The sequence below is a fragment of the Streptomyces sp. NPDC001816 genome (genome assembly GCF_042892235.1).
Lineage (GTDB): Bacteria > Actinomycetota > Actinomycetes > Streptomycetales > Streptomycetaceae > Streptomyces.
Map to the genome: position 1 here is coordinate 260,127 of NZ_JBIATY010000005.1, position 25,657 is coordinate 285,783.

A 25,657-nucleotide genomic window follows, 5' to 3' on the forward strand; every position below is an offset into this window, starting at 1 on the left:
GGCGGACACTCAGAACACGGACAGTCCGGTCAGCGTCGTGAACCGGTCCAGGGCCGCCACCCCCGCCACCGAGTTGCCGCGCTCGTCCAGCCCGGGGCTCCACACACACAGGGTGCAGCGGCCCGGGACGACCGCGATGATGCCGCCGCCGACACCGCTCTTTCCGGGCAGGCCGACGCGGTAGGCGAAGTCACCGGCCGCGTCGTACGTCCCGCAGGTCAGCATGATCGCGTTGATCTGCTTGGCCTGGCTGCGGGTGAGCAGCCGGGTGCCGTCGGCGCAGATGCCGTGGCGGGCCAGGAAGGCGGTGGCGAGGGCCAGGTCGGCGCAGGAGGCGGCGATCGAGCACTGGCGGAAGTACTCGAAGAGCAGCGTCGGCACGGGGTTCTCGATGTTGCCGTACGACTTCATGAAGTGCGCCAGCGCCGCGTTGCGGTCGCCGTGCGCGGTCTCGGAGGCGGCGATCTGCCGGTCGAAGTCCAGGTCCGGGTTGCCGCTTTCGGCACGCAGGAAGGCGAGCAGGGTGTCGGCCGCGTCTCCGGTACGGGTCTGGAGGCGGTCGGTGACGACGAGGGCGCCCGCGTTGATGAAAGGATTCCGCGGGATGCCGTTCTCGTACTCCAGCTGCACCAGGGAGTTGAACGGGTTGCCGGAGGGCTCGCGGCCCACGTGCTCCCAGAGTTCGTCGCCCTCGCGGGCCAGCTCCAGGGCGAGCGTGAAGACCTTGGTGATGGACTGCGTGGAGAACGGCTGCCGCCACTCCCCCACCCCGTACACCGTGCCGTCCAGCTCGGCGACCGCCATGCCGAAGCTGCGCGGATCGCGGGCCGCGAGGGCCGGGATGTAGTCGGCGGGACGCCCGCGGCCGGGCGTGCGCCCTATCTCCTCGGCGATGCGCTCCAGGACCGGCAGGAAGGTGAGGGACGACGTCGTTGTCATGATCACCATTGTGCCTCCCGGCCGGTCCAGGTGCGTAGTCGCAGGGGCGTAGCCGCAGGTCAGGCGGCAGGTGCCCCGCTGCCCGCGACGATCTCGGGGCGCAGCAGGTCGGCCAGCCGCTCGGCCGGCAACAGGCCCTTCTCCAGCACGAGTTCGGCCACGCCCCGGCCGGTGGCGAGGGCCTCCTTGGCGATGTCGGTGGCGGCCGTGTACCCGATGTGCGGGTTGAGCGCGGTGACCAGGCCGATGGAGTTCTCGACGGTCGCGCGCAGCACCTCGGTGTTGGCGGTGATGCCGTCCACGCAGCGCTCGGCGAGGGTGAGGCAGGCGCGCCGCAGGTGCGTGATGCTCTCCGACAGGGAGTGCAGGATGATCGGCTCGAAGGCGTTGAGCTGGAGCTGTCCGGCCTCGGCCGCCATGGTGATGGCGACGTCGTTGCCGATCACCTCGAAGGCGACCTGGTTGACGACCTCGGGGATCACCGGGTTGACCTTGCCCGGCATGATCGACGAACCGGCCTGCACGGGCGGCAGGTTGATCTCGCTGAGGCCCGCGCGCGGACCGGAGGACAGCAGGCGCAGGTCGTTGCAGCTCTTGGAGAGCTTGACCGCGACCCGCTTGAGCACGCCGGACGTCTGGACGAAGGCACCGCAGTCCTGGGTGGCCTCGACCAGGTTGGCCGCCGTGACCAGGGGCAGCCCGGTGATGGCGGCGAGGTGCCTGCGGGCGGCCTCGGCGTATCCGATGGGAGCGTTGAGGCCGGTACCGATGGCCGTGGCGCCCAGGTTGATCTCATGGATCAGCTCGACGGCCTCGGCAAGACGGCTCCGGTCCTCCTCGATCATGACGGCGAACGCGGAGAACTCCTGGCCGAGCGTCATCGGCACCGCGTCCTGCAACTGTGTACGGCCCATCTTGAGCACGTCACGGAACTCGACCGCCTTACGGGCGAAGGAGTCCTGGAGCACGGACATCGCCTTGAGCAGGCCGCGGACCGCGAACACCGTCGCGATCTTGACGGCGGTCGGGTAAACATCGTTGGTGGACTGCCCGAGGTTGACGTCCTCGTTGGGGTGCAGGTACCGGTACTGGCCCTTCGCGTGCCCGAGCAGCTCCAGCGCGCGGTTCGCCACGACCTCGTTGGCGTTCATGTTGGTGGACGTGCCCGCGCCGCCCTGGATGACGTCGACGACGAACTGGTCGTGCAGCTTGCCGTCCCGGATCTCCCGGCAGGCGGCGACGATCGCGGCGGCCTTCTCGGGCGCCAGCAGACCCAGCTCCTCGTTGGCGAGCGCGGCGGCCTCCTTGACGGCGGCGAGGGCGTCGATCAGGTGCGGGTAGGCGGCGATCGGGGTGCCGGTGATGGGGAAGTTCTCCGTCGCGCGCAGGGTGTGTACACCCCAGTACGCGTCGGCGGGTACGTCGCGGTCGCCGAGCAGATCGTGTTCGCTTCGGGTGGGCGCGGTCATGGGAGTACGGTCCTCTTTCTGAGGTACAGAGGTGAGAGCGCCCCTGAAAGGGGCGCGGGGCGTTGTCGATATGCGGCTACCGCCGCGCGGGCGCGACCAGCCACAACCGGCCCGCAGATCAAGACGGCCTAACCAGCGGAGCCCTACGCGCAAGCAGTGAGCGGCACCGGATCCAGCGCACGCACCGGCCGCACACAGCCCACCGGCTCCCCGCCGCCCAGCAGCGCCTCTCCGGCGAACTCGGTCAGCAGCTCGGGGTCCACGCCCGCGCGAGCGAGCGCCGCAGCCGAAACCGGAATCCGCGCCCGGTTCGCCCCGTCGGCGATCTTGACGGCGACCGCGCGGCCGTCGGGCAGCGCGGCCACCTGGACGCCCTCGAAGCCGTCCTTGGCGAGCAGCCCCGGCACGGCCCGCATCAGCGCGAAGACATCCCGGCCGGAGCCGGAGGCCATCTCCGCGTGCTCGCGCATCGCGTCGGCGACGCGGGCCTCGGGGGTGCCCGGAGCGGCGGTGGTGATGCGGGCGACGGCGCGGGCGAGGCCGTGCAGGGAGATGGAGAACAGCGGCGCGCCGCAGCCGTCCACCGTCACCTGGGCCACCTGCTGCCCGGTCAGGTCCTCGACGATCTCGGCGATGGCCTGCTGCAGGGGGTGGGCCGGGTCCAGATAGTCGTCCAGGGACCAGCCGTTGAGCTTGGCGGTCCACAGCATCGCCGCGTGCTTGCCGGAGCAGTTCTGGGCGAGGCGGGAGGGCAGCCGGCCCTCGCGGACCCAGGCGTCCCGCACGGCCGGGTCGTACGGCATGTCGGGCGCGTTGCGCAGGTCGTCCTCGGTGAGACCGGCGAGTTCGAGGATCCGCCGGGTGCCGGCGAGGTGGCGCTCCTCGCCGGAGTGGCTCGCGGCGGCCAACGAGAGCAGGTCGCCGTCGAGCGGCAGCCCGGCCCGCAGCATGGCCACGGCCTGGACGGGCTTGATGGCCGAGCGCGGGTAGAACGCGGCCTCGATGTCGCCGAGCTGGAACTGGACCTGGCCGTCGGCTCCGAGGACGACGACGGAACCGTAGTGGATGCCCTCGACGACCCCGCCGCGGATGAGGTGGGCGACGGGGGCGTGGAGGGGCTCGCGGACGAGGGGTGGGTCCGCAGGGGAACTGCTGTACATCACTGCCTGCTTGTCAGGGAGCGCCGTGCGGGTCACGCATCGGCTCCGGAGGTGGACTTGCGCGATATGCGCCCGCGGATGGCGTACCAGCCCGCGACCAGCGCTGCGACGATCAGCGGCAGGCACAGCACGGTGGTGCGTGCGGCGCCGCCGTCGACGTACATGAGGACCAGGACGGAGGCGAGGAACGCCAGCGTCACCACTTCGGTCCAGGGGGAACCCGGCAGCCGGTAGGCGGGCCGGGCCAGTTCGCCCTTCTGGGTCTTCTGCCAGAAGAGCAGGTGACAGAGCATGATCATTCCCCAGGTGGCGAGGATGCCGATCGCCGCGAAGTTCAGGACGATCTCGAAGGCGTCCGCCGGGACGACGAAGTTCAGGCCGACACCGAGGACACAGATACCGCTGGTCAGCAGGATCCCGCCGTACGGGACCTGGGTGCGGCTCATCCTCGCGGTGAACTTCGGGGCCGAGCCGCTGACCGCCATGGAGCGCAGGATGCGGCCGGTGGAGTACAGGCCGGAGTTGAGCGAGGACATGGCCGCGGTGAGCACGACCAGGTTCATCACGCCGCCCGCCGCCGGGACACCGATGTTGGACAGGACCGTCACGAAGGGGCTCTCGCCGGCGCTGTACTTGTTCCAGGGCAGGAGCATCGAGAGCAGCACGACGGAGCCGACGTAGAACAGGCCCACGCGCCACATGATCGAGTTGATCGCCTTGGGCATGATCTTCTCGGGGTTCTCGGTCTCACCGGCGGCGACGCCGACCAGCTCGACGGAGGCGTAGGCGAAGACGACGCCCTGGATGATCAGGAGCATGGGCAGCAGGCCGTTCGGGAAGATGCCGCCGTTGTCGGTGATCAGGGACGGGCCGGGGGTGCCGCCGTCCACGGGGTGCTGGGTGACCAGCAGGAAGATGCCGATGCACATGAAGACCACCAGCGCGCTGACCTTCACGATCGCGAACCAGAACTCCAGTTCGCCGAAGATCTTCACCGAGATCAGGTTCACCGTGAGGACCACGGCCAGGGCTATCAGCGCGATCACCCACTGCGGGATGTCGGAGAACATGCCCCAGTAGTGGGTGTAGGTGGCCACCGCCGTGATGTCGGCGATGCCGGTGGTCGCCCAGTTGAGGAAGTACATCCAGCCCGCGGTGTAGGCGCCCTTCTCGCCCAGGAACTCCCGGGCGTACGAGACGAAGGCGCCGGAGGACGGGCGGTACAGCACGAGTTCGCCGAGCGCGCGCACGACGAGGAAGGCGAAGACGCCGCAGACGGCGTACGCGACGAACAGGGAGGGTCCGGCGTCGGCGAGCCGGCCGCCCGCGCCGAGGAAGAGGCCGGTGCCGATGGCACCGCCGATCGCGATCATGTTGACGTGCCGGTGCTTCAGGCTCTTGCTGTAGCCCGCGTCTCCGGCGTCTACATGGGTGGACGAGGGGCGCGTCTCGTCTTTGAGGTGCTGTTCGCTCACGCCTCGGGTCCGCCTTCCATGGGGAGGTCCGTGCGCCCGGGGCGCACGATGTGGGTGAGGGTCGTCTCGACGCGGTCGAGGTGATGACTCATGGCCTCGACGGCGTCGTGCTCGGAACCGTCGATCAGCGCCTCGACGATCGCCCGGTGCTCGCGGTTGGACTGCTCGCGGCGCCCGCCCAGCTCGTTGAGGAAGGCCGACTGACGCGCCAGTGCGTCACGGATCTCCTCGATGACCCGGCGGAAGACCGGGTTCTGGGCGGCCTCGGCCACGGCGAGGTGGAAGAGGCTGTCCATCGCGACCCACGCGGTGGTGTCCGTCTCCCGCTCCATGCGGTCGAGGAGGTGGGCCATGTGGTCCAGGTTCTCCGGGGTGCGGCGCACGGCCGCGTACCCGGCGACCGGGATCTCGATGTGGCGGCGCACCTCGAGCAGGTCGCTTGCCGCGTAGTCGCCGAAGGTGGGGTCCTCGACGGCGTTCGCGACGACGAAGGTGCCCTTGCCGGTCCGGGAGACCGTCAGGCCCATCGTCTGCAGGGCGCGCAGCGCCTCGCGGAGCACGGGCCGGGACACCTCGAGGGTGCGGCACAGCTCGGCCTCGGAGGGGAGTTTGTCGCCGATGCCGTACTCGCCGCGCTCGATGGCGGCGCGGAGGTGGCCGAGGACGGCTTCCATGGCGCTGACGCGCCGCGGGGCCGGGCCACCTGTCTGGCTGTCTGACAGGTTCACGGGAGCGATCCTGCGGGTTGCCTGCGGGAACTGTCAAGGCGTCGCGTAAGAAAACATTCACGGGGCGCGGCGCCTGAATGCAGGCATCCGCGCCCCGTGGGCGGTTCGGGGGTCGCTCAGCTGCTGAGCGTGCCGGTGGCGAGCAGGCCGAGGAGGGCGGCGCCGATCACGATCCGGTAGATCACGAACGCGTTGAAGGAGTGCTTGGCGACGAACTTCAGCAGCCAGGCGATGGAGGCGTAGGCAACCACGAAGGACACGATCGTTCCGACGGCCAGCGGGGCGGCGCCGACGCCCGCACCGAGGGCGTCCTTCAGTTCGTAGATGCCGGCGCCGGTCAGGGCCGGGATGCCGAGGAAGAAGGAGAGGCGGGTGGCGGCGACGCGGTCCAGGTCGAGGATGAGCGCGGTGGACATGGTGGCGCCGGAGCGGGAGAAGCCGGGGAAGAGCAGGGCGAGGATCTGGGAGCAGCCGACCAGCATCGCGTCCTTGAAGGAGGTGTCGTCCTCACCGCGCTTGTGGCGGCCCATCTGGTCCGCTGCCCACATCACGCCGGAGCCGACGATCAGGGAGCCGGCGACCACCCAGAGCGAGGCGAGCGGGCCGTCGATCAGCGGCTTGGCGGCCAGTCCGACGATGACGATCGGGATGGTCGCGGCGATCACCCACCAGGCGAACTTGTAGTCGTGGTGGTAGCGCTCCTCGGGCTTGGTCAGGCCGCGGAACCACGCGGAGACGATCCGCTTGATGTCCTTGAAGAAGTACACGAGCACGGCGGCGATGGCGCCGACCTGGATGACGGCCGAGAACCCGACGACGGACTTGTCGTCGACCGGGATGTCCATGAGCCCCTCGGCGATCTTGAGGTGGCCGGTGGAGGACACGGGGAGGAACTCGGTCACCCCCTCGACGACTCCGAGGACGACGGCCTGACCGACGGAGATGGCGCTCATGCGGATCCAGTTCTGAGAAAAATTGGTCGACAGTGCTGTAGACAGTACTCACTATGCCCGGCCGTACGCCAAGCGCCTAGCCCCACAGAGCCCCGGCAAGGGACACACCCGCGAAGGCCGTTGCAAGCCCCGCCACCACGCTGGCGACGGCGTTGGCGGCAGCGTAGAGCCCCGCACCGGCCTCGGTCAGCCGCAGGGTCTCGTAGGAGAAGGTCGAGTACGTCGTCAGCGCCCCGCACAGCCCGGTGCCGATCAGCAGCTGCAGGTGCGGACCTGCGGCTCCGGCGGACACGGCACCGGTGAGCAGGCCCAGGATCAGGCAGCCCGTGACATTCACCACGAAGGTGCCCCAGGGGAAGAGCGAGTCGTGCCTGGCCTGGACAGCCCGGTCGGTGAGATAGCGCAGGGGCGCGCCGACCACGGCCCCCAGGACGACCAGCAGCCAGTTCACAACGACTTCTTACCCTTCGGTTCCGTCCCGCCCGGGCCGGGTGCACGCCCCACGTACCGGATGACCTCGCACTCCTCCAGCGTCACGAGGCCTTCGCCGACCAGCTCGTCCAGCTGCGGCAGGAAGGCCCGGACCCGCTCCTCGGTGTCCACCACGACGATCGCCACGGGCAGGTCCTCGCTCAGGGACAGCAGCCGGGTGGTGTGGATGCGGGAGGAGGCGCCGAACCCCTCGATCCCCCGGAAGACGCTGGCCCCGGCCAGCCCGGCGGCGCGGGCGCGGTGCACGATCTCGGTGTAGAGGGGCTTGTGGTGCCAGGTGTCGTCCTCGCCGATGTAGACGGTCAGCCGCACGGCCCGGCCGGTGAGTGCGGTCATCGCTGCCTCCGGGTGAGCACCAGGCGGGCGGCGACCGAGGCCAGCCACACCGCCGCGAGGGCCGCGAACAGGGTCGCGGCGAGATAGGCCAGCCCCGTGCGGGGGTGGCCGGTGTCGACCAGCCTGCGGATGTCGACGGCGTAGGTGGAGAAGGTGGTGAAGCCGCCGAGCACGCCGGTGCCGAAGAAGGGGCGTACGAGGCGGTGGGCAGCCCACACGTCGGTGATCAGCACCATGAACACGCCGATCACGGCGCAGCCGACGACATTGGTCCAGAAGGTCGCCCAGGGGAATCCGCCCAGGGGCGTGGGCCAGGCCAGGGTCAGCGCGTAGCGGGCCGTCGCGCCGAGGGCGCCGCCCACGGCGACCACGGCGACGACGGGGGCCTGGGTACGCCACTGAGCCCGCCGCGCGGGTGCGGGGCGGGCCTGCAGGCTCTCGGCTTCCGGGACTGTCATGCTCGTACTTCTCCTACTCGCCGGAGCCCTGGGCACACGGGCGCCATGCCGTCGCAAGTAGGGACCGTTGGCGGCGCCTTCACCGCGGTTCGGGTACGGCGGGCCCCACCGCCGCGCCGCGCAGGATGATCGCGGCCGCGGACCAGGGTAACGCCGACGGCGCCCCGACCGCACACGCGGCCGCGGCGGGCGGCCGCCGAGCACCTCGGAGTGACTCAGCGTGTGGGCTCGGGCAGGGCGCAGACCGCGATGCCCCGCTCCCACACGCTGCCCAGGATCAGGTGACCGGAGGCCTCGCAGACGCTGGTGGCCATGCGGTAGCCGGAGCGGCGACGGGTGAGGTGCTCCAGGACGCGGCCGTCGTCGTCGACGGCGAGGACGCCGACGGTTCCGGCGGGCCGGTAGGGCGCGCGGACGGCGACTCGGGCGGCGGCCCGGCGCAGGGCCGCGGGACCGCGGTGCAGCAGGTCTAGCGGGGGTACGCGCGGCCCGGCCAGGGCCACCCGGATCGGGCCGGCCTTGCCCGCGCGCCAGAGGTTGTCGGGCATGCCGGGCAGGTCGTCGGCGAACGGTTCGTGCCGCCCGGACTTCGGCCCGGTCAGCCAGTAGCGGGTCAGTCGGTAGGCGCTGGTCTCGGCGACGACCAGGAAGGACTCGTCGGCAGCGGGTACCAGGCCGTTGGCGAACTGGAGCCCGTCCAGCAGTACTTCGGGCCGATCGCTGCCCGGCGCGAGGCGCAACAGGCGGCCGGTGCCGGTGCGTTCGACCACGTCCCCGATCCAGTGCTCCAGCGGGTAGCGGCGGCTGGAGACGGTGAAGTACACGCTGCCGTCGGACAGGGCGACGGCGTTGCTGCAGAACCGCAGCCGCTCCCCCGCGACCGTCTCGGCGAGCACTTGGACGCGGCCGTCGTCCAGACCCACGCGCAGCAGTCCGCGGTCGGCGTCGCACACCAGGAGGGCGCCGTCCGGCACGAGTTCGAGGCCCAGCGGCCGCCCGCCGGTCTCGGCGAGCACCTCGACACGGGTGGCCGAGGGGTCCGCGATGCCGTCGATGCGCAGGATCCGGCCGTCCGCCACGCCGGTGAGCACGCGGCCGCGGGAGTCGGCGACGACGTCCTCGGGACCCTCGCCGCCGACGGCGACGTACCGGTGGACGACCAGAGGAGTGGGAGGGGTCATGCGCGCCTGCCCTTCGAGGTCGACGGTGCTCCATCGTCCCAGCGTCTGCCGCGTGCCGGGGGATGTCGGCGAAATCGCCGCCGACGACGTCGGCCCCGGTTCACCAGCCCTTCTCGAACATCCTGGCCACCTCGGCGATGCGGACCTCGTCGCGTCGGTAGTGGGTGCGGCAGCGGATCCGGCGGGTGCGGAGCAGGCCCATGCGGCTGAGGAGGTCGAGGTGGGCGGCGGCGGTCCGACGGGAGACGCCGAGCTTGGCGGCCACCGCCCGCGCGGTGACTCCGGTCTCGGCGAGGTCGCCGTGGCGGCGTCCTGACGGGAAGTGGGCGGCCGGGTCCTTGAGCCAGTCCAGGATGTCCCGCCGCATGCCGCCCCTGGGGTTCCTCATCATCCGTCCCGCCTCCGTTCCCGGCCTCCTCGTGCGCCGTGTTCCCACTCTCGCGCAGCCGAAGCCCTCCCGTACGGGACTCCGCGACCCTTGTCCGGTATCGAACGGCCGTTCCCGCCGGTCCCGTTCACGGAAACGGGGAGGGGCCCGGCCGTCCCCTTACGGCCGGCCCCCGTCAGGGGTGGTTCAGTCGTGGCTGAACCACGACATGGAGGACAGCGCCTTGTCGTCGTAGCCGAACAGGGCCTGGTTCTCCCAGCCGCTGCCGGAGGTGGCGTCGGTCGGGTCTCAGCCGTTGCCGGTGACCGCGGTCCAGGTCGCCTCCCAGTAGAAGACACCGAGGCTGCGGCCGTTCGGGACGGCCTCCACGATGCTCGCCACATCGTTCATCCACTTGGTCTGCCCGGCCACGCTCGCGGGGTAGCCGGAGACCAGCTCGCCGGTGGTGTCGATCTGGTTGACCAGCGAGTCGTCGCAGGCGCTGGCCGGGCACGACATCCCGCTGCTGCTGATGCTGGCGGGCACAAAGGACGAACAGCGGCGCATCACGCGCTACATCACGGCCGGGCACGCCGACGGGGTGCTGCTGGTCTCGAGCCACTCCGGTGATCCGGTCGCGGAGGAGCTGCGGGACGCGGGTGTGCCGCTGGTCGCCTGCGGCAAGCCGATCGGCCTCGGCTCGAAGGTGAGTTACGTGGCCGCCGACGACCGCGACGGCGCCCGGGACATGGTCCGGCACCTGCTGTCGCTGGGCCGGCGCCGGATCGGTGTGGTCACCGGTCCGCTGGACACCCCGGGCGGGGTGGAGCGGCTCGCCGGGTACAAGGAGGTGCTCGCCGAGGCGGGCGTCGAGGTGGACGAGCGGCTGATCGTCCCCGGCGACTACAGCCGGGCCAGCGGTGAGGCGGGCGCGGAGCGGCTGCTGGCGCAGGCCCCGGACCTGGACGCCGTGTTCGTCGCCTCCGATCTGATGGCACAGGGTGTGCTGGCGGTGCTGCAGCGGGCGGGCAGGCGGGTGCCGCAGGACATCGCTGTCGGCGGATTCGACGACTCCCCCGCGGCGACCGCCGTCACCCCGGCGCTCACCACCATCCGCCAGCCGTGGGACCGGATCAGCTCCGAGATGGTGCGGGTGCTGCTCGCACAGATAGGCGGCGAGGACCCGGCCGCGGTGATCCTCCCGACGGAACTGGTGCGCCGCGAGTCGACCTGAGAACACCCGGGCTGGTCAGCGCTGCCCCGGTCTGACCAGCCCCGTCTCATAGGCGAGGACGACCGCCTGGGCGCGGTCGCGCAGCCCCAGCTTGGCGAAGATCCGGGCCACGTGGGACTTGACCGTGGCTTCGCTGAGGGTCAGCTCGGCGGCCAGTTCGGTGTTGGACAGGCCACGTCCCATCAGGGTCAGCACCTCCCGCTCGCGGGGTGTGAGGGCGGCCAGGTCGGCGGGGACGGCCTGGGCGGTCCGCTCGGCCTCGGCCGCGTACCGTTCCACCAGGCGCCGGGTGATCTGCGGCGCCAGCAGGGCGTCGCCGGTGCCGACGAGCCGTACGGCCGCTGCCAGGTGCTCCGGCGTGACGTCCTTCAGCAGGAAGCCGCTGGCCCCGAGCGACAGGGCCGTGTACACGTACCGGTCCAGGTCGAAGGTGGTCAGCATCAGCACCCGGCAGTCCGAGGCCTGCTCCAGGATGCGTCGGGTGGCCTCCAGGCCGTCCATGGCCGGCATCCGGATGTCCATGAGCACGACGTCCGGCGCGAGTTCACGGGCGGCGGCGACCGCCTCGATGCCGTCGGCGGCCTCGCCGACCACCTCGATGCCCCGGGCGGTGAGGATCAGCCGGAAGCCGGTCCGGATGAGCGTCTGGTCGTCGGCGATCAGGACGCGGGGCGCCCGCTCGGGCGCCTGCCCGGTCACGGGCGGTCCAGGGGTATGCGGGCGCGGACGCGGTAGCCGCCGCCGAGTCTGCGCCGGGCGTCCAGGTCTCCGCCGTAGACGGCGACCCGCTCGCGCAGTCCGAGCAGACCGCGCCCGGTGCCCGCGCCGTGCGGTTTCGGCGCGGCCGGTGCGGTGCCGGTCAGCACGCTGGGTCCGGTGTTGAGCACCTCGACGCGCAGGGCGTGGTCGGCATAGCGCACCGTCACCTCCGCCTTGCCGCCGTCGCCGTGCCGGAGCGCATTGGTCAGGGCCTCCTGGATGATGCGGTAGGCGGTCACGTCGACTCCCTGGGGCAGCGGGCACGGCTCGCCCGAGATGCGGACCTCGACCGGGAGGCCGGCGAACGATATCCGGTCCACCAGGTGCCCGAGCCGGTCGAGGCCGGGCTGCGGGGCGAGGGGCGTGCCGGGGTCGTCGGGGCGGGCCGGGCCCGGGTCGGTGTCCTCGCCGTTCTGCGCGGGCGCCAGCAGCCCGAGCAGGTGTCTGAGGTCGGTCATCGCGCCCCGCCCGGCGTCCTCGACGGCGCGCAGGGCGGTCGCGGCCTCGTCGGGCATGGTGCCGAGCACCTCGCGGGCGGCGCTCGCCTGCACGACCATGAGGCTGACATTGTGGCTGACGATGTCGTGCAACTCGCGCGCGATACGGTCGCGTTCGGCCGCGATCGCGGCCTCGGCGGCGCTCTCCCGCTCCCGTTCCAGCAGCCACCCCCGCTCCCCGACCGCGGCCTGCCACCGGCGCCGGATGCGCACCAGCGTAGCCGTCAGCACCAGGACGGCCGCGCACGCCACCGCGAGCGCCGCCGCCAACACCTCGTACTCCCCCATGGCCCAACTCTCGCAGACGGCACTGACATCCGCATCGACCTGTGGATTCAGCGCCCTGCATCCCTGGGATGAGTCCCGCCGCCGGGTGCCATCCGCGGAGGGATGCCCGGGTCCCCGTCGCCCCTCTAGCGTCCTGTCCATGGTCACTGAGGTGAGAACGGGAGACACCGTCGTACGGCTCGACGGGGTGCGCAAGGAGTACGGCGAGACGGTCGCCCTCGACGGGGTGTCGCTGGAGATCCGAGCCGGGGAGGCGGTCGCGGTGATGGGGCCCTCGGGGTGCGGCAAGTCCACGCTGCTCAACATGATCGCCGGTCTCGACCGGCCGTCGGCCGGCACCGTCGTCGTACACGGCGAGAACGTCGGGGAGTTGAGCGAGAAAGGGCTCGCGCTGTACCGGCGGCGCCGGATCGGCATGATCTTCCAGTTCTTCAACCTCATCGACGACCTGTCGGCGCTCGACAACGTGGCCCTGGCCGGCCAGTTGACCGGCACACCGGCCCGGCAGGCCCGTCGGCGGGCACTGGAGCTGTTCGGGGAACTCGGCATCGCCGACCGCCGCAATGCCTACCCCGCGGTACTCAGCGGTGGTGAGCGGCAACGGGTCGCCGTGGCACGGGCGTTGATGAACCGTCCCGCGCTGCTGCTGGCCGACGAGCCGACCGGCGCGCTGGACAGCAGGGCCGGGGAGCAGGTGATGGACCTGCTGCTCGACCTGAACCAGATCGGGCAGACCCTGATCATCGTGACGCACGACCGGCATCTCGCGCGGCGCTGTGCGAGCCGGCTGGTGGAGGTCGCCGACGGCCGGGTGACCGGCGAGCACACCCTGGAGCCGTCCGCATGAGGGCGGTGTGGAAGGCCGCGCGGGCGGCCGTACGCCGGCGGAGACTTCAGACGCTGGTCATCTGGCTGGTCACGCTCGTGTCGACGGGGTCGCTCGTGGTCGCGCTGGGCCTGGTCGACGCGGCGTCCGCGCCCTTCGACCACGTCTTCGGGAAACAGCGGGGGCCGCATGTCATCGCCGCGTTCGACTCGGCCGAGGTGTCGGACGCCCAACTGGCGCACGCGGCCCGGCAGTCCGGGGTCGAGGCGGTGGCCGGGCCGTTCCGGCAGGCCTCGGTGGACCTTCCGCGCGGTGCGGGCGACTTCGGTCTCGGCGGCGAGGTCACGCTGGTGGGGCGTCCCGGCCCTGGTGGCCCGGTGGACCGGGTGAACCTGTGGGCGGGCCGGTGGCCCACCCGGCCCGGGGAGATCGTCCTGAACCGGCAGTCCGACTGGACCGCCGACGACATGGGCAAGAAGTTCCGCGTGCCGTCGGGGCCCACGCTGACGATCGTCGGGTTCGCCTTCGACCTGAGCCACACGGCGGACGCCTGGGTCGCCCCCGACCAGATCGCGGCCCTGCACCCGACCGGCACCCAGATGCTGTTCCGGTTCCGGGACGCGTCGTCGGAGCGCGCCCTGCGCGCGGGTATGACCGACGTGACCGAGAACTTGCCGAAGGGCGCGCTCGCCGGATCGGAGACATATCTGGCCCTGAAGCACCGGATCGGCAGCACCGCGCGCGCGTACGCGCCGTACCTGATGGCGTTCGGTGTCCTGGGCATCCTGGTGGCCGTGCTCATCGTCGCCAATGTGGTCGGCGGGGCGGTGGTCTCCGGGTTCCGGCACATCGGCATCCTCAAGGCGCTGGGGTTCACGCCGGGGCAGGTGCTGGGCGTCTACCTCGTGATGATCTCCGTACCGTCGGTCCTGGGCTGTGCGCTCGGCACACTCGCCGGCAACCTGGTGGCGCACCCGTTCTTCCAGTTCGTGTTCACCGGGCCGAACTCGGGGGTGCTGCACGGCAGCGTCGGTATCGCGCCCTGGGTGAACGCGCTCGCCCTGCTCGGCATGCCGCTCGTGTGCGTGCTCGCGGCGCTGGGGCCCTCGATGCGGGCGCGCCGGATGTCGGCGGCGCGGGCGATCAGTGCGGGAAGTGCGCCACGTGCCGGACGGGCGCTCGGCATCCAGCGGCGCCTGGCGGGTGCCCGGTTGCCCCGGTCGGTGAGCCTCGGCGTGGGGCTGCCGTTCGCCCGTCCGGCGCGCAGCGCGCTCACGCTGGCCGCGGTGGCTCTCGGCGTGACGACGGTGACGTTCGCGACCGGTCTGGCAGCGACACTGACCGACTTCGGGAATGGGGGACAGCACGCGTTCGACGTCACCGTGTATGTCGGCAACTACCGGCACGGCAAGGAAGTGCGGCCGGTGCACAGCGACCGGCAGCTCCAGGCGATGCTGGAGTCGTTGCCGGGAGCGACCCGGGTCACGGCGCGGTCGGACGAGGAAACGCTCCTCGTCGGCTCCACCCAGGTGGTCATGTTCGAAGGCCGGCGCGGGGACGTGCCCCTGGACAGCGTCCTGATCCGGGGCCGCTGGACGCACCGCACCGGGGAGGTCGTGGCCGGCACGGCGTTCCTGCACCGGACCGGCACGCACGTCGGCGATCAGCTGCGGCTGCGCAAGGGCGGCCGCGAGGAGCGGTTGACCATCGTCGGCGAGACCATGCTGGACAACGACCGGCTGGTCGTCGGCGCCTGGCCGACGGTCACGGCCCTGACGCCGGACGTGAAGCCCATCGCCTACCACGTCAGACTCCGCGAGGGCGCCGACCAGCAGGCCTACGCGCGCGCGGTGCGGGCGGCCGACCCGGGTCTGTCCCTCCAGCTGAGCGGTCCGAACAACGTCACCCGCACCATCGTCGGCTCGGCGACCGCGCTCACCCTGATGCTGGCCCTGGTCTCCTCGCTCGGCGTGTTCAACACGGCCGTCCTCAACACCCACGACCGGCGCCGCGACCTCGGCATGCTCAAGTCGATCGGCATGACCCCGCGCCAGGTGACGGTGATGACGGTGACCTCCATGGCGGTGCTCGGCGCGGTGGGCTCACTGCTCGGGATCCCGCTGGGGATCGTCGGCTACGAGCTGGTGATCCCTCGGATGGCGGCCGGGATCGACATCACCCTCCCGCCGTACATGACGGACGTCTGGCACGCCCCGACGTTGGCCGCTCTGGCCCTGGCAGGGCTTGTGATCGCGGTCCTGGGCGCGCTCGTCCCGGCCCGGCGGGCCGCCCGCCTGACCGTCGCTGAGGTGCTGCGCAGCGAGTGACCGGCAGGCCCGGGAGAGCCCGCCGCCGCAACCGGTCAGGATCGAAGAAGCGGTGGCGGGCTCCCCCGCCCTAGCGTGAGAGCACCGACGCAAACCCGTCGGCCCACGCACCTCGAAGGAGTGAGTTCCATGACCGCCGGCATCCAGACGATCATCTACCCCGTCAAGGACAAGGACAGCGCCAAGGCCCTGTTCACCGCCCTGCTGGGTGTCGAGCCGTACGCGGACCAGCCCTACTACGTCGGTTTCAAGGCCGAGGGGCAGGACGTCGGCCTCGACCCGAACGGGCACGCCCAGGGCCTGACCGGACCGGTGCCGTTCTGGCATGTCACCGATCTGCGGGAGCGGCTGGCGGCCCTGCTGTCGGCGGGTGCCGAGGTGGTGCAGGACGTGCGGGACGTCGGCAACGGCCGTCTGATCGCCTCCGTGAAGGACGCCGACGGCAACATGATCGGCCTTCTCCAGGACCCGTCCGCCTGAGGCCCGTACGGGTGCTTGCACCCGCACTAGTTGCACACTCAATAATTGGCCGAATCGGTGCTACGGTGCGGGTATGGCAGTCAAGACGGCCGACACCCGGCTCGAGGAGCGGTGGCGGGACATCCTCACGCTCCACGCGCACACGATGTGCGAGATCGACCGTGCCCTGCACCCGCACGGGCTGGGCGCGAGCGACTTCGAGGTGCTGGACATCCTCGCCACCGCGGCGCCCGAGGAGGGCGACCAGTGCCGGGTGCAGAACCTGGTCGGGCGGGTCCATCTCAGCCAGAGCGCGCTGTCCCGGCTGATCGGCCGCCTGGAGAAGGAGGGCCTGGTCGAGCGCTCGGTGTGCGTGGAGGACCGGCGCGGGGTGTGGGTCGCGCTCACGGACAAGGGCCGCGCCCTGTACGCCGAGGTACTGCCACTGCAGCGGGCCGTGCTGGAGCGGATGCTGGCCGAGCAGGCCGGCTAGAGCGTCAGCTCCGCCCCGTCCGGCAGGACCTCCACCCCGTGCTCGGCCACGCGCGCGCGTGCCCGTGAGGCGGGGTCGAGCAGCGGGTTGGTGTTGTTGAGGTGGGTGTAGATCCGGCGCGCGCCCGGATGGCGGGCCAGCGCCTCCAGTGAGCCGTCGGGGCCCGTGACCGGCAGGTGTCCCATGGCCGCCTGCCCGGCATCGGTCCGCACCGCGCTGCCCATCTCGTCGGCCGCGAAGAACGTGCCGTCCAGCAGCACGCAGTCGGCCGACGCGCACAGTTCGTCCAGCACGGGGCTCCAGGCGCCGACGCAGGGCGCGTACACCAGCACTCCCCCGCTGGCCAGGTCCTCGACGCGGTACGCCGTCACCCACGGGCCGCCGGCCCCGGGCGCCTGTGCCGGTACGTACTTCGGGATCTTGGTGCCCACCGGATGGGCCGTGACGACCAGTCCGCCGGACAGCACGAAGCCGCCGTCGGCCACGCTGTCGGCCCACTCCCAGGAGGCGTAGCGGTCCAGGGCGGCGCGGGCGGGCGTGAGGACGGCGCGGACCGGCGGGGCCGCGTAGACCTTCAGGCCCGCCGCTCCGCGCAGCTCGGTCAGACCGGTGACGTGGTCCGCCTCCGCATCGGTGAGCAGTACCCCGCGCAGCGGCGTGTCCCGGGGCCCGGGGCCGGGCCGGAGGACTGGGGTGGCGATGAGCTGGGTGCGCAGATCGGGCGACGCGTTGAGCAGCCACCAGTCGCGGCCGTTGCCGGTGACGGCGGCGCACTCCTGGGTCCGGGAGGGCAGTTTCCCGTCCCGGGCGGCCGCGCACAGCGCGCAGGCGCAGTTCCACTGCGGGAAGCCGCCTCCGGCGGCGGTACCCAGCAGGACGACCCTCACGACCATCGGCTCCTTCGCATGCGACGGACCTTCCGGTGGGATCTTCCCGCCCGAGGGCGGGGTGACTACTCGGAGACGGGGGGCAGTTCCGGCCGTCCTGCACCGGGCCGGCGGTCCACGGGGCGCCGCGGCGGGATGGGCCCGCCGGAGAAGTCGCGGGGGCCGGTCCACAGACCCGGCACCGCGTCGCAGCGGCGGCACAGCTCGTACGCGACCGCCTCGTAGTTGACGCGCCAGCCCTGGAAGTGCGGCCAGGCCTCCTTCGGGCTGCGTTCCGCACGGAAGCCGGCCGTCCCCAGCATGGCCACCGCCTCGTCGAACTCCTCGAAGGTCAGCAGGATCGCACTGCCCGGCGAGGGATCCTGGTCGAAGGGGATGCGCACCACGCGGGCGATGTCGCGCAGGGCCGTGAACCCGGCGCGCAGCACCAGACGGGCCTCCGGCGGCGCGAGCCGCGGGTCCAGCGCGAGCTGCAGGGCGGCCGCGTCCATGACGGCGACCAGCCCGACCAGCCAGCTGCGGTGCGGGCGCGGGGAGCGGAACGTCAGCAGGATCGGGTACGTGGAGTGGCTCTCGCCCATGTCCGAGGCGAGGCGCTCCCAGGCCCGGTACAGCTCGGGCAGCGCGGTCTCGGTCTCGACCAGCCACTGCCGGGCGAGGATCTCCGGCCCCCAGGCGGGCTCGCCGGCTCGCGCCTGGAGCAGGGTGACCTCCAGCTCACGACGGTTGTAGGCGGCGTAGAGGGTGGGCAGGTAGGCGATCTGGAGGGCGATCAGGACGGGTCCGGTGGCCGCGGCCATGAAGTCGAGCACGGACAGTTTCAGCCGGGCACCGCTCGCGAACCCGAGCGTGAACAGGCTGGATCCCGCCTCGCGGAAGGCGGCCGTCCAGGACAGCGGGGACGCCGCGTACAGCAGGAGGCCGAAGCCGAGCAGGGCCCCGCCGAGCCAGGTGACGAGCATGCCGATCAGCATCAGCGGGGCGAGCCAGGTCTGGGCGCGGTCGATGGCGTGGTAGCCGCGGCGCGGGGCGGCGAGCCTGAGGAGCCTGCGCAGCAGCCACCACAGGCGGAACACCAGCGCGGAGTAGAGGCCTCGGGGGACTACGAGGGTGCGCAGGATGCTGGTCAGGACCAGCACCAGTACCAGCCCGCCGGCAGCTCCGGAGATCCATTGCATGCGGTCATTTTGTCGTGGTTCACCTTGCGAGCAGTGTGCGGACTCCGTGTGACGTGAGCGTCAGGCCGTGGGTCGAGTTGCCGTCTATGGCCAGGGAGAGGTCGTCGTCGGGCCAGTGGGCGGCCAGTGTGCCGAGCGGTACCAGGTGGTAGCGGGAGACGAAGGGCAGCAGGTCGGCCATCGTGCCCTCCGAGGTGAACACGGGGACGACCGGATCGCCTCCGGCCTGTTCCATGACGGGCAGGGCGATCGTCGAGCCGTCGCCGTCGCCGTCCACCGCGTCGTCCGGCACGGGGACGAGCACGTCGCAGTGGGCGAGGGTGTCCAGGGCGGCTTGGTCCTCGGCGTTCACGGCCAGCGCGTCCAGCGCCTGCTGGGCCGGCGTCGGAAGGTCGTCGTGTGCGGGTGTTTCCATGGCAGATCCCCAGGTAGCGGCGGTCGTACGGCCACGCGCGCGGGCCGACGCCCGGGCGTGCTCCGCTCGCGTACCCCGTGCGGCCGAGGGCATGCGTGAGGATTCCGGGGAGGGCAGGTGTCCGTCTTGGCGGGTCAGCCGAAGGCGATGGTCAACTGGAAGTGGTCGGGGTCGAGCAGGCCGGCGACATGCTCGGCGAAGGAGCCGTCGGCGGCCCGGCTGGTGCGCCGCGCGTCGAGGAACCAGTTTCCCGGCTGCCGCAGCAGCAGCTCCGCCTCGTGGGCGTCGATCCGGCGCCCGGAGACCCGCTGCTCTCCGTGGTCGGGCCGTAGCCCGGCCCGCAGCAGCACCTCGGCGAGCGAGTCCTGGCCGAGCCCCTGGGCGGGCAGCTCCCGGATCACGGACACGGGCGGCAGATAGCTGCGTTCGTACAACACGGTGGTGGCGTCCGCGACCAGCTCCCGGGTCCGCTCCACGCACGCGAACGTGTTCTTCTCCAGGCGGAGTTGGGTGGCGAGGCCACTGTCGTGCGTCTCGTGCACGGCGAGGGTGCGCAGCCGGCTCTCGACGCCCTTGCGGGCCGGCGCGCCGGCCCAGCCGAGCCGGTCGTCGGGCGGGCGGCCGTCGAAGAGGACGGAGGAGCCCTTGCCGGTGCAGTGGTGATCAGCCCCTCCTCGGCCAGTTCGGCGAGGGCCGCGCGCATGGTCGTACGCCTGACGCCAAGCTGCGCTCCCCCCCGCCGGGCGCCTCCTGTCGAGCATGAGCGGCGGCAGTGTCGGAGGCGGTCCGCCGGGGCTTCATCGGCCTCAGGCAGGAGACGGGCCGCCGCCCGGCCGGACGGCGGGCATGGCGAGGTCGACCGGTCCCGAAGGGCCGGCGCTCTTGCAGGAGTCGTGGCAGTCCTTCTCCAGGCTGCAGCACAGCGAGCAGATCGCGCCCTGGTGGAAGGGGCAGCCCGCCATGTCCGGCCGCTCGAACTCGGTCGTGCACACCGAGCAGGTCAGGGTGGCTGCCGAGGGCAGCCCGTCGGCGCCCAGCAGTGGTTCGTCCAGGTCGTCGACGCGGGCGATGTAGTAGCGCCCCTTCGTGAGCACCGCGAACAACGGCGAGAGCACCATCGCCAGGAACAGCGCGATGAACGGCGAGAACGCCTTGCCGTAGGCGCCGAACGCCTCGAAGTAGGCGGCGATGGACACCGCGGAGGCGATCAGCATCGAGCCGAAGCCGACCGGGTTGAAGTGGTACAGGTGGGCCCGCTTGAACTCGATGTACGAAGGACTCAGCTTCAGCGGCTTGTTGATCACGAGGTCGGCGACGACCGCCCCGATCCAGGCGATGGCCACGTTGGAGTAGAACCCGAGGACCGTGTTGAGGAAGCCGAAGACCCCGCCCTCCATGAGGGCCAGCGCGATACCGACGTTGAGGAAGATGTAGACCACGCGACCCGGGTGACGGTGCGTCAACCGGGAGAAGAAGTTGGACCAGGACAGCGAACCGGAGTACGCGTTGGTGGAGTTGATCTTTATCTGGGAGAGGATGACGAAGAACGTGGCGAGGCCCAGCGCGACGGGTGCGGCGAAGGTCCCGAACCCGTGAACGTACTGCTGGATCGGCTCGTTGGCCTTGGACAGCCCGACGCTGCCGGCGATGAAGAAGGCCAGGAAGGCGCCGCCGATCTGCTTCAGCGCGCCCAGGACCACCCACCCGGGCCCGGCGCCCAGCACTGCGGCCCACCACCGCCGGCCGTTCTCCGGTGTCTTGTCGGGCATGAAGCGCAGGTAGTCGACCTGTTCGCCGATCTGTGCGATCAGCGACAGCGCGACACCCGCACCCGCCCCGACACCGAGCATGCTGATGCTCGACCCGGTGGGCGAGTCGCCCGCGAAGTGGGTGAACTCCGAGAACTTTCCTGGCTCCTGGATCGCGATGGACACGAACGGCGCGACCATCAGCACCAGCCAGACCGGCTGGGTCCACACCTGCATCCTGGACAGCGCGGTCATGCCGTAGACGACCAACGGCAGGATGACCAGCGAGCAGATGACGTACCCGAGGGCCAGCGGGATGTGCAGGCCCAGCTCCAGGGCCTGCGCCATGATCGACCCTTCGAGGGCGAAGAAGATGAAGGTGAAGCTGGCGTAGATCACCGAGGTGAGGGTCGAGCCCAGATAGCCGAAGCCCGCACCACGGGTCAACAGGTCCATGTCGATGGAGTACTTGGCCGAGTAGTACGAGATCGGTATGCCGGTGAGGAAGATGACCACGGCCGCCGCCAGGATCGCCACCATGGCGCTGGAGAAGCCGTGGGAAAGGGCGATGGAGCCGCCGATGGCGAAGTCGGCGAGATAGGCGATGCCGCCCAGTGCCGTCGTGGCCACCACGTACGGCGTCCAGCGGCGGAAGGACTTGGGCGCGTAGCGCAGCGAGTAGTCCTCGAGCGTGTCGTTCTGCGTCCAGCCGTTGTAGGTACGGCTGCCGGGCGGGGCTGGCGGTGCCTGCTTGTCGACGATCTCCGTCACGGCTCTTCCCTCTTCCGCAGGGGCAGTTCGAGGGAAGGTTGGCGCCGACGTGTTTCCCGCCAGTTTCGCGGCCTTTAAAACCCAGCAAGGTGCCGCGGCAGCCGGAAATGACGGGACGTCAGGCCGTGAACCTGATGCGTCAGACCGGATTCCGCAGAGTCGTGCCGAGCCGCTCGAAGGCGGTGGGCCGGGGTCGGTCCGACAGGAAGTCGCGGATGCGCAGGGCGCATTCCTCCGGGGAGAGCAGGCTGGTGTCCACGTCGAGGTCGTGGACGCCGTGCGCGTGCACCTGGTCGTACTGCATGGCGGCCAGCCCCGCTTGCCGGTCGCCCCGCTCGCGCTCACGGCGTTCCAGCTCGGGCAGCGGGCAGTGGACCCCGATCAGGACGGTGTCCTCGGGTACGAGCAGATCGAGGAGGTCGAGCAGCCGCCAGCGGCGGGAGAGCGGATGGTCCACGACCACGTTGTTGCCGGCCGCGGCCATCCCGGCGACGGCACGGTGGAAGCCCTTGGCGGTGCGGTCGATCTCGGCCTGGAGGTCCTCGTCGGCCATGGGCTTGTCGCAGCGCATGGAGTGGAACGCGTCGACGGGCATGTGGAACCACGTGCCGTCGAGCAGGTCGAGGAGCGCCCGGGCGATGCTGGACTTGCCGGAGCTGGATGTGCCGTTGAGCAGGATGACCGTGCCCCCGGCCGGGGTGTCCGGGATGCGTGCGTGGTGCGGGTCGGCCATGATCCGAGCCGCCTCGGTCGCCATGGTGGGGTCCTTCCGTCCGCGGGGATCCTGAGCCGGTATGGCTTCGTGATCATCGCATGGGACCGTCCCGGAGCCCGAGAGGATTTCGGCCCCGGCCGGCGGAAGTCGGTCGGACCGGCCGAGGTCAGCACCACGAACAGGTACAGGGCCGGGCCCGGCACGAACACCACGCCCGCGACCGCCGCGACCGAGACCAGGTACGACCGGGCGGCGGCCGTCACCCTGCCCCAGCGGCCCGCCAGCGCCCCGCCGAGCACGGAGCTCGACGTCTTCCGGCGCACGTTCGGCCACACACCGGGCTCCCACCCGGCGGGCTGACGGACACGGCCCGGCCGGGCTACAGCTGAGTGTTCGTCAACTCGCCTTTCCCATTACTTACTTCACCTCTTGACGAAAGCAGGTCCAGACCTTTAGGTTCCCGGGCGCCCCCACACAACCAAGGAGTGGACTCCTCCATGCCGACTTCCAGCCGCAGACGGTCCCGCTTCACGATCGGCTTCGTTCTCGCCGCCGTCCTCGGCGCCCTGTTCACCACCGCTCCCGCCCAGGCCGCCGACGGCGCGATCACCGGACTCGCCGGAAAGTGTGTCGACGTGGCAGGTGCCAACAGCACCAACGGCACCGCCGTTCAGCTCTACGACTGCAACGGAACCGGCGCCCAGATCTGGTCCAACCCCGGCGACGGAACCCTGCGGGCGCTCGGCAAGTGTCTGGACGTGGTCGACCGAAGCACCGCGGACGGCGCTTCCGTCCAGCTGTGGGACTGTTCGGGCGGCGCCAACCAGCAGTGGGTGGTGATTGCGGCGCACGACATCGTCAACCCGGCGGCCGACAAGTGCCTGGACGTACGGGACAACAACAGCGCCAACGGCACCCGGCTGCAGATCTGGAGCTGCTCGGGCGGCGCGAACCAGAAGTGGAACGCGCCGGCGAGCGGTGGTGGCGGGGGCACCCCGTCCGGATTCGTGGTGAGCGAGGCGCAGTTCAACCAGATGTTCCCGAACCGGAACTCGTTCTACAGCTACAGCGGACTGACCGCGGCCCTCAGCGCCTACCCCGGCTTCGCGCACACCGGCAGCGACACCGTGCAGAAGCAGGAGGCGGCCGCCTTCCTCGCCAACGTCAGCCACGAGACCGGCGGCCTGGTGTACGTGGTCGAGCAGAACACCGCCAACTACCCCCACTACTGCGACTGGAACCAGCCCTACGGCTGCCCCGCGGGACAGGCCGCCTACTACGGGCGCGGCCCGATCCAGCTCAGCTGGAACTTCAACTACAAGGCCGCCGGTGACGCGCTCGGCATCGATCTCCTCAACAACCCCTGGCAGGTGGAGAACAACGCCTCCGTCGCCTGGAAGACCGGCCTGTGGTACTGGAACACCCAGTCCGGACCGGGCAGCACGACCCCGCACAACGCGATGGTGGGCGGGGCCGGCTTCGGCCAGACCATCCGCAGCATCAACGGCTCCCTGGAGTGCGACGGCAGGAACCCCGCGCAGGTGCAGAGCCGCGTCGACGCCTACCAGCGCTTCACGCAGATCCTCGGTGTCCCCGCGGGCAACAACCTGTACTGCTGACGCGAACCGCCCGGCAAGGAGCCGTCATGCGCAACCCGAAATCCCTGACCAAGGCCCTCCTCGGCGCCCTCGGCGCGCTGACACTCGTCGTGGCTGTCCCGGCGAGCGCCCACGCAAACGTGCTGCAGCTGCTGCCGCAGCACGCCGACGGTCTGGAACAGACCTTCTCCCCCGCCTACGACTACGACGGCGACGGTTGCTACGCCACGGCCGCCATCGGAGCCGACGGCACCATCAACCCCGGCCTGAGACTCGGCGGCGACGTCAACGGGCACTGCCACGACTACGCCCAACTGGCCAACGCCAACACCTACTCACGCGAAAAGTGCAACAACGACTGGTGCGCGGTGATGTACGCCAGCTACTTCGAGAAGGACCAGGCGACGCTCGGCCCGGCGGCCATCGGCCACACGCACGACTGGGAGCACGTCGTGGTCTGGATCAAGGACAACCAGGTCCAGTACGTGTCGGTGTCCCAGCACACCGGCTACCAGGTGGCCGCCCGCTCCGCGGTCCGCTTCGACGGCACGCACCCGAAGATCGTCTACCACAAGGACGGGGTGTCCACCCACGACTTCCGTTTCGCCAACACCAACGACGAGCCTGCGGAGAACGTGACCGGCGGGTGGTTCTTCCCCCGTCTCGTGGGCTGGGACGGCTACCCGGCGGGCTACCGCGACAAGCTCCTGGGCGCCGACTTCGGCGCCGCCACCATCAAGATCAAGGACGGCGACTTCCCGTACGCACTGGCGCACTCCATGCCGTCCGGGATCCCCTTCGACCCAGGCGCCTGACGGCTCCTTCACCCCCGGGAACCGGTAGCGCGCAAGCGATTACCCTGGTCATCGTGCCTGTCTCCCGCCTGCGCCGCGTCGCCGTTCTCGTGCTCGAGGGCGCGAAGCCGCTCGACGTCGGCATTCCGGCGCAGGTGTTCACGACCCGCGCGAGCATGCCGTACGAGGTGCGGGTGTGCGGCGCGGCGCCGGGTCTGGTGGCCGGCGGCGACGGCCTGTCGTACCACGCCGCCCACGGTCTCGACGCGCTCGGCTGGGCCGACATCGTGTTCATCCCCGGCTACCGGTTCCCGGACCGCGAAGACCCCCCGCAGGCCGTCGTCGAGGGGCTGGTCGCCGCCCACGAGCGCGGTGCGCGGCTCGCCGCCATCTCGACGGGCGCCTTCGCGCTCGCCGCCACGGGCCTGCTCGACGGCAAGCGCGCCACGACGCACTGGCACTACGCACGGGCGCTCGCGGCGAAGCATCCGCTCGTCCGGGTCGACGAGAACGTGCTGTTCGTCGACGAGGGCAGCGTGCTGACGTCGGCCGGAGCCGCCTCCGGGATCGACCTGTGCCTGCACATGCTGCGCGGCGATCTCGGTGTGGCCGCCTCGAACCACGCCGCCCGGCGCCTGGTGGCGGCCCCCTACCGCAGCGGCGGCCAGGCGCAGTACGTGCCGCGCAGCGTGCCCGAACCCCTCGGCGAGCGGTTCGCCGCCACCCGCGAGTGGGCGCTGCACCGGCTCGCCGAGCCGCTCACCCTGGAGGCGCTCGCCCGGCACGCGGCCGTCTCTGAGCGCACCTTCTCCCGGCGCTTCGCCGAGGACACCGGGTACACGCCCATGCAGTGGGTCATGCGCGCCCGGATCGACCTGGCCCGTGAGCTGCTGGAGCGTTCGGAGCGGAGCGTGGAGCAGATCGCCGCCGATGTCGGTCTCGGCACCGGCGCGAATCTGCGGCTGCACTTCCAGCGCGTCCTCGGCACCACGCCGAGCGAGTACCGGCGCACCTTCACCAAGGGCGAGTAGTCGATCACCACCTGGCGCGATCCTTTCGAACCATGGCGATCGCGCCGCTGTCCCGGTCGGCCGTGTACCGAGACCCTGG

General features: G+C 71.1%; 27 protein-coding genes and 2 pseudogenes. 9 read left to right on the forward strand and 20 right to left on the reverse strand.

What is annotated here, in order from left to right; genetic code table 11:
* Window positions 1-9: 9 nt before the first annotated feature.
* The 12 genes and pseudogenes from ACFYZZ_RS19955 to ACFYZZ_RS20010 all read right to left on the reverse strand — a co-directional run.
* Window positions 10-948, reverse strand: coding sequence for a glutaminase (locus ACFYZZ_RS19955; RefSeq protein WP_389177379.1), 939 nt, complete (start codon window positions 946-948; stop codon window positions 10-12).
* A 50-nt stretch (window positions 949-998) separates the two neighbouring features.
* Window positions 999-2,408 carry an aspartate ammonia-lyase gene (aspA, locus tag ACFYZZ_RS19960; protein WP_389177381.1) on the reverse strand — a complete coding sequence of 470 codons (1,410 nt, stop codon included), beginning with the start codon at window positions 2,406-2,408 and terminating at the stop codon, window positions 999-1,001.
* 143 nt (window positions 2,409-2,551) lie between these two features.
* The gene (locus ACFYZZ_RS19965; RefSeq protein ID WP_389177384.1) at window positions 2,552-3,568 is read right to left on the reverse strand and encodes an asparaginase; all 1,017 of its coding nucleotides are present in this window, start codon (window positions 3,566-3,568) and stop codon (window positions 2,552-2,554) included.
* Window positions 3,569-3,600: 32 nt separating this feature from the next.
* Entirely contained in the window at window positions 3,601-5,043 is a 1,443-nt protein-coding gene (locus ACFYZZ_RS19970) for an amino acid permease (RefSeq protein ID WP_389177387.1), read from the reverse strand.
* Window positions 5,040-5,717 (reverse strand): FadR/GntR family transcriptional regulator, encoded by a 678-nt coding sequence (locus tag ACFYZZ_RS19975; protein WP_389178251.1) that lies wholly within the window; start codon window positions 5,715-5,717, stop codon window positions 5,040-5,042. Before ACFYZZ_RS19975 ends, ACFYZZ_RS19970 begins: the two co-directional genes overlap by 4 nt.
* A gap of 170 nt (window positions 5,718-5,887) precedes the next feature.
* Window positions 5,888-6,724 (reverse strand): undecaprenyl-diphosphate phosphatase, encoded by an 837-nt coding sequence (locus ACFYZZ_RS19980; RefSeq protein WP_389177390.1) that lies wholly within the window; start codon window positions 6,722-6,724, stop codon window positions 5,888-5,890.
* A gap of 76 nt (window positions 6,725-6,800) precedes the next feature.
* Window positions 6,801-7,175 carry a fluoride efflux transporter CrcB gene (gene crcB / locus ACFYZZ_RS19985; RefSeq protein ID WP_389177393.1) on the reverse strand — a complete coding sequence of 125 codons (375 nt, stop codon included), beginning with the start codon at window positions 7,173-7,175 and terminating at the stop codon, window positions 6,801-6,803.
* Complete coding sequence (locus ACFYZZ_RS19990; protein ID WP_389177396.1) at window positions 7,172-7,552, reverse strand: DUF190 domain-containing protein; 381 nt, start codon at window positions 7,550-7,552, stop codon at window positions 7,172-7,174. The genes crcB (ACFYZZ_RS19985) and ACFYZZ_RS19990 overlap by 4 nt, the downstream gene beginning before the upstream one ends.
* Complete coding sequence (gene crcB, locus ACFYZZ_RS19995; RefSeq protein WP_389177399.1) at window positions 7,549-8,010, reverse strand: fluoride efflux transporter CrcB; 462 nt, start codon at window positions 8,008-8,010, stop codon at window positions 7,549-7,551. The genes ACFYZZ_RS19990 and crcB (ACFYZZ_RS19995) overlap by 4 nt, the downstream gene beginning before the upstream one ends.
* Before the next feature lie 215 nt (window positions 8,011-8,225).
* The gene (locus ACFYZZ_RS20000) at window positions 8,226-9,191 is read right to left on the reverse strand and encodes an SMP-30/gluconolactonase/LRE family protein (RefSeq protein WP_389177402.1); all 966 of its coding nucleotides are present in this window, start codon (window positions 9,189-9,191) and stop codon (window positions 8,226-8,228) included.
* A gap of 100 nt (window positions 9,192-9,291) precedes the next feature.
* Window positions 9,292-9,582 (reverse strand): winged helix-turn-helix domain-containing protein, encoded by a 291-nt coding sequence (locus ACFYZZ_RS20005; RefSeq protein WP_389177405.1) that lies wholly within the window; start codon window positions 9,580-9,582, stop codon window positions 9,292-9,294.
* A gap of 183 nt (window positions 9,583-9,765) precedes the next feature.
* Window positions 9,766-10,053 (reverse strand): annotated as a pseudogene (locus ACFYZZ_RS20010) (glycosyl hydrolase 53 family protein); the annotation flags it as partial.
* Here ACFYZZ_RS20010 and ACFYZZ_RS20015 point away from each other — a divergent pair.
* Window positions 10,052-10,792, forward strand: a pseudogene (locus ACFYZZ_RS20015) (LacI family DNA-binding transcriptional regulator); the annotation flags it as partial. The pseudogenes ACFYZZ_RS20010 and ACFYZZ_RS20015 sit on opposite strands and share 2 nt — an antisense overlap.
* A gap of 15 nt (window positions 10,793-10,807) precedes the next feature.
* On the opposite strand, the gene ACFYZZ_RS20020 reads toward ACFYZZ_RS20015, so the two are convergent.
* Together ACFYZZ_RS20020 and ACFYZZ_RS20025 are read right to left on the reverse strand one after the other, a co-directional pair.
* Window positions 10,808-11,491, reverse strand: a complete 684-nt coding sequence (locus ACFYZZ_RS20020) for a response regulator (protein ID WP_389177408.1) — start codon at window positions 11,489-11,491, stop codon at window positions 10,808-10,810.
* Complete coding sequence (locus ACFYZZ_RS20025) at window positions 11,488-12,336, reverse strand: sensor histidine kinase (protein ID WP_389177411.1); 849 nt, start codon at window positions 12,334-12,336, stop codon at window positions 11,488-11,490. The genes ACFYZZ_RS20020 and ACFYZZ_RS20025 overlap by 4 nt, the downstream gene beginning before the upstream one ends.
* A 139-nt stretch (window positions 12,337-12,475) precedes the next feature.
* Between ACFYZZ_RS20025 and ACFYZZ_RS20030 the strand changes: the two genes are divergently transcribed.
* From ACFYZZ_RS20030 to ACFYZZ_RS20045, 4 genes are all read left to right on the forward strand, one after another.
* Window positions 12,476-13,183, forward strand: a complete 708-nt coding sequence (locus ACFYZZ_RS20030) for an ABC transporter ATP-binding protein (RefSeq protein WP_389177414.1) — start codon at window positions 12,476-12,478, stop codon at window positions 13,181-13,183.
* Window positions 13,180-15,489, forward strand: a complete 2,310-nt coding sequence (locus ACFYZZ_RS20035; protein ID WP_389177417.1) for an FtsX-like permease family protein — start codon at window positions 13,180-13,182, stop codon at window positions 15,487-15,489. The genes ACFYZZ_RS20030 and ACFYZZ_RS20035 overlap by 4 nt, the downstream gene beginning before the upstream one ends.
* A 129-nt stretch (window positions 15,490-15,618) precedes the next feature.
* Window positions 15,619-15,969, forward strand: coding sequence for a VOC family protein (locus tag ACFYZZ_RS20040; RefSeq protein ID WP_389177419.1), 351 nt, complete (start codon window positions 15,619-15,621; stop codon window positions 15,967-15,969).
* A 73-nt stretch (window positions 15,970-16,042) separates the two neighbouring features.
* Window positions 16,043-16,441, forward strand: coding sequence for a MarR family winged helix-turn-helix transcriptional regulator (locus ACFYZZ_RS20045; protein WP_386575435.1), 399 nt, complete (start codon window positions 16,043-16,045; stop codon window positions 16,439-16,441).
* On the opposite strand, the gene pqqB is transcribed toward ACFYZZ_RS20045, so the two are convergent.
* The 6 genes from pqqB to ACFYZZ_RS20075 form a co-directional block, all read right to left on the reverse strand.
* The gene (gene pqqB / locus ACFYZZ_RS20050) at window positions 16,438-17,328 is read right to left on the reverse strand and encodes a pyrroloquinoline quinone biosynthesis protein PqqB (protein WP_389177422.1); all 891 of its coding nucleotides are present in this window, start codon (window positions 17,326-17,328) and stop codon (window positions 16,438-16,440) included. The genes ACFYZZ_RS20045 and pqqB overlap by 4 nt on opposite strands.
* A 65-nt stretch (window positions 17,329-17,393) precedes the next feature.
* Window positions 17,394-18,506 (reverse strand): hypothetical protein, encoded by a 1,113-nt coding sequence (locus tag ACFYZZ_RS20055; RefSeq protein ID WP_389177425.1) that lies wholly within the window; start codon window positions 18,504-18,506, stop codon window positions 17,394-17,396.
* 19 nt (window positions 18,507-18,525) lie between these two features.
* On the reverse strand, window positions 18,526-18,921 hold the full coding sequence (locus ACFYZZ_RS20060; protein ID WP_389177428.1) for an SseB family protein: 396 nt from the start codon (window positions 18,919-18,921) through the stop codon (window positions 18,526-18,528).
* A 134-nt stretch (window positions 18,922-19,055) separates the two neighbouring features.
* Window positions 19,056-19,682 carry a UTRA domain-containing protein gene (locus ACFYZZ_RS20065; RefSeq protein WP_389177431.1) on the reverse strand — a complete coding sequence of 209 codons (627 nt, stop codon included), beginning with the start codon at window positions 19,680-19,682 and terminating at the stop codon, window positions 19,056-19,058.
* A gap of 45 nt (window positions 19,683-19,727) precedes the next feature.
* Window positions 19,728-21,440: a purine-cytosine permease family protein gene (locus ACFYZZ_RS20070; protein ID WP_389177434.1), complete on the reverse strand. Its 1,713-nt coding sequence runs from the start codon at window positions 21,438-21,440 to the stop codon at window positions 19,728-19,730.
* 139 nt (window positions 21,441-21,579) lie between these two features.
* On the reverse strand, window positions 21,580-22,197 hold the full coding sequence (locus ACFYZZ_RS20075) for an AAA family ATPase (RefSeq protein WP_389177437.1): 618 nt from the start codon (window positions 22,195-22,197) through the stop codon (window positions 21,580-21,582).
* A gap of 45 nt (window positions 22,198-22,242) precedes the next feature.
* On the opposite strand from ACFYZZ_RS20075, the gene ACFYZZ_RS20080 reads away from it, so the two are divergent.
* The 4 genes from ACFYZZ_RS20080 to ACFYZZ_RS20095 all read left to right on the forward strand — a co-directional run bounded on the left by ACFYZZ_RS20080 (window position 22,243) and on the right by ACFYZZ_RS20095 (window position 25,578).
* Window positions 22,243-22,515 (forward strand): hypothetical protein, encoded by a 273-nt coding sequence (locus ACFYZZ_RS20080; protein ID WP_389177440.1) that lies wholly within the window; start codon window positions 22,243-22,245, stop codon window positions 22,513-22,515.
* 137 nt (window positions 22,516-22,652) lie between these two features.
* Window positions 22,653-23,774: a glycoside hydrolase family 19 protein gene (locus ACFYZZ_RS20085; protein ID WP_389177443.1), complete on the forward strand. Its 1,122-nt coding sequence runs from the start codon at window positions 22,653-22,655 to the stop codon at window positions 23,772-23,774.
* Between the two features lie 26 nt (window positions 23,775-23,800).
* The gene (locus ACFYZZ_RS20090; protein WP_389177446.1) at window positions 23,801-24,568 is read left to right on the forward strand and encodes an NPP1 family protein; all 768 of its coding nucleotides are present in this window, start codon (window positions 23,801-23,803) and stop codon (window positions 24,566-24,568) included.
* A 53-nt stretch (window positions 24,569-24,621) separates the two neighbouring features.
* Window positions 24,622-25,578: a GlxA family transcriptional regulator gene (locus ACFYZZ_RS20095; RefSeq protein WP_389177448.1), complete on the forward strand. Its 957-nt coding sequence runs from the start codon at window positions 24,622-24,624 to the stop codon at window positions 25,576-25,578.
* The last annotated feature ends 79 nt before the right edge of the window (window positions 25,579-25,657 follow it).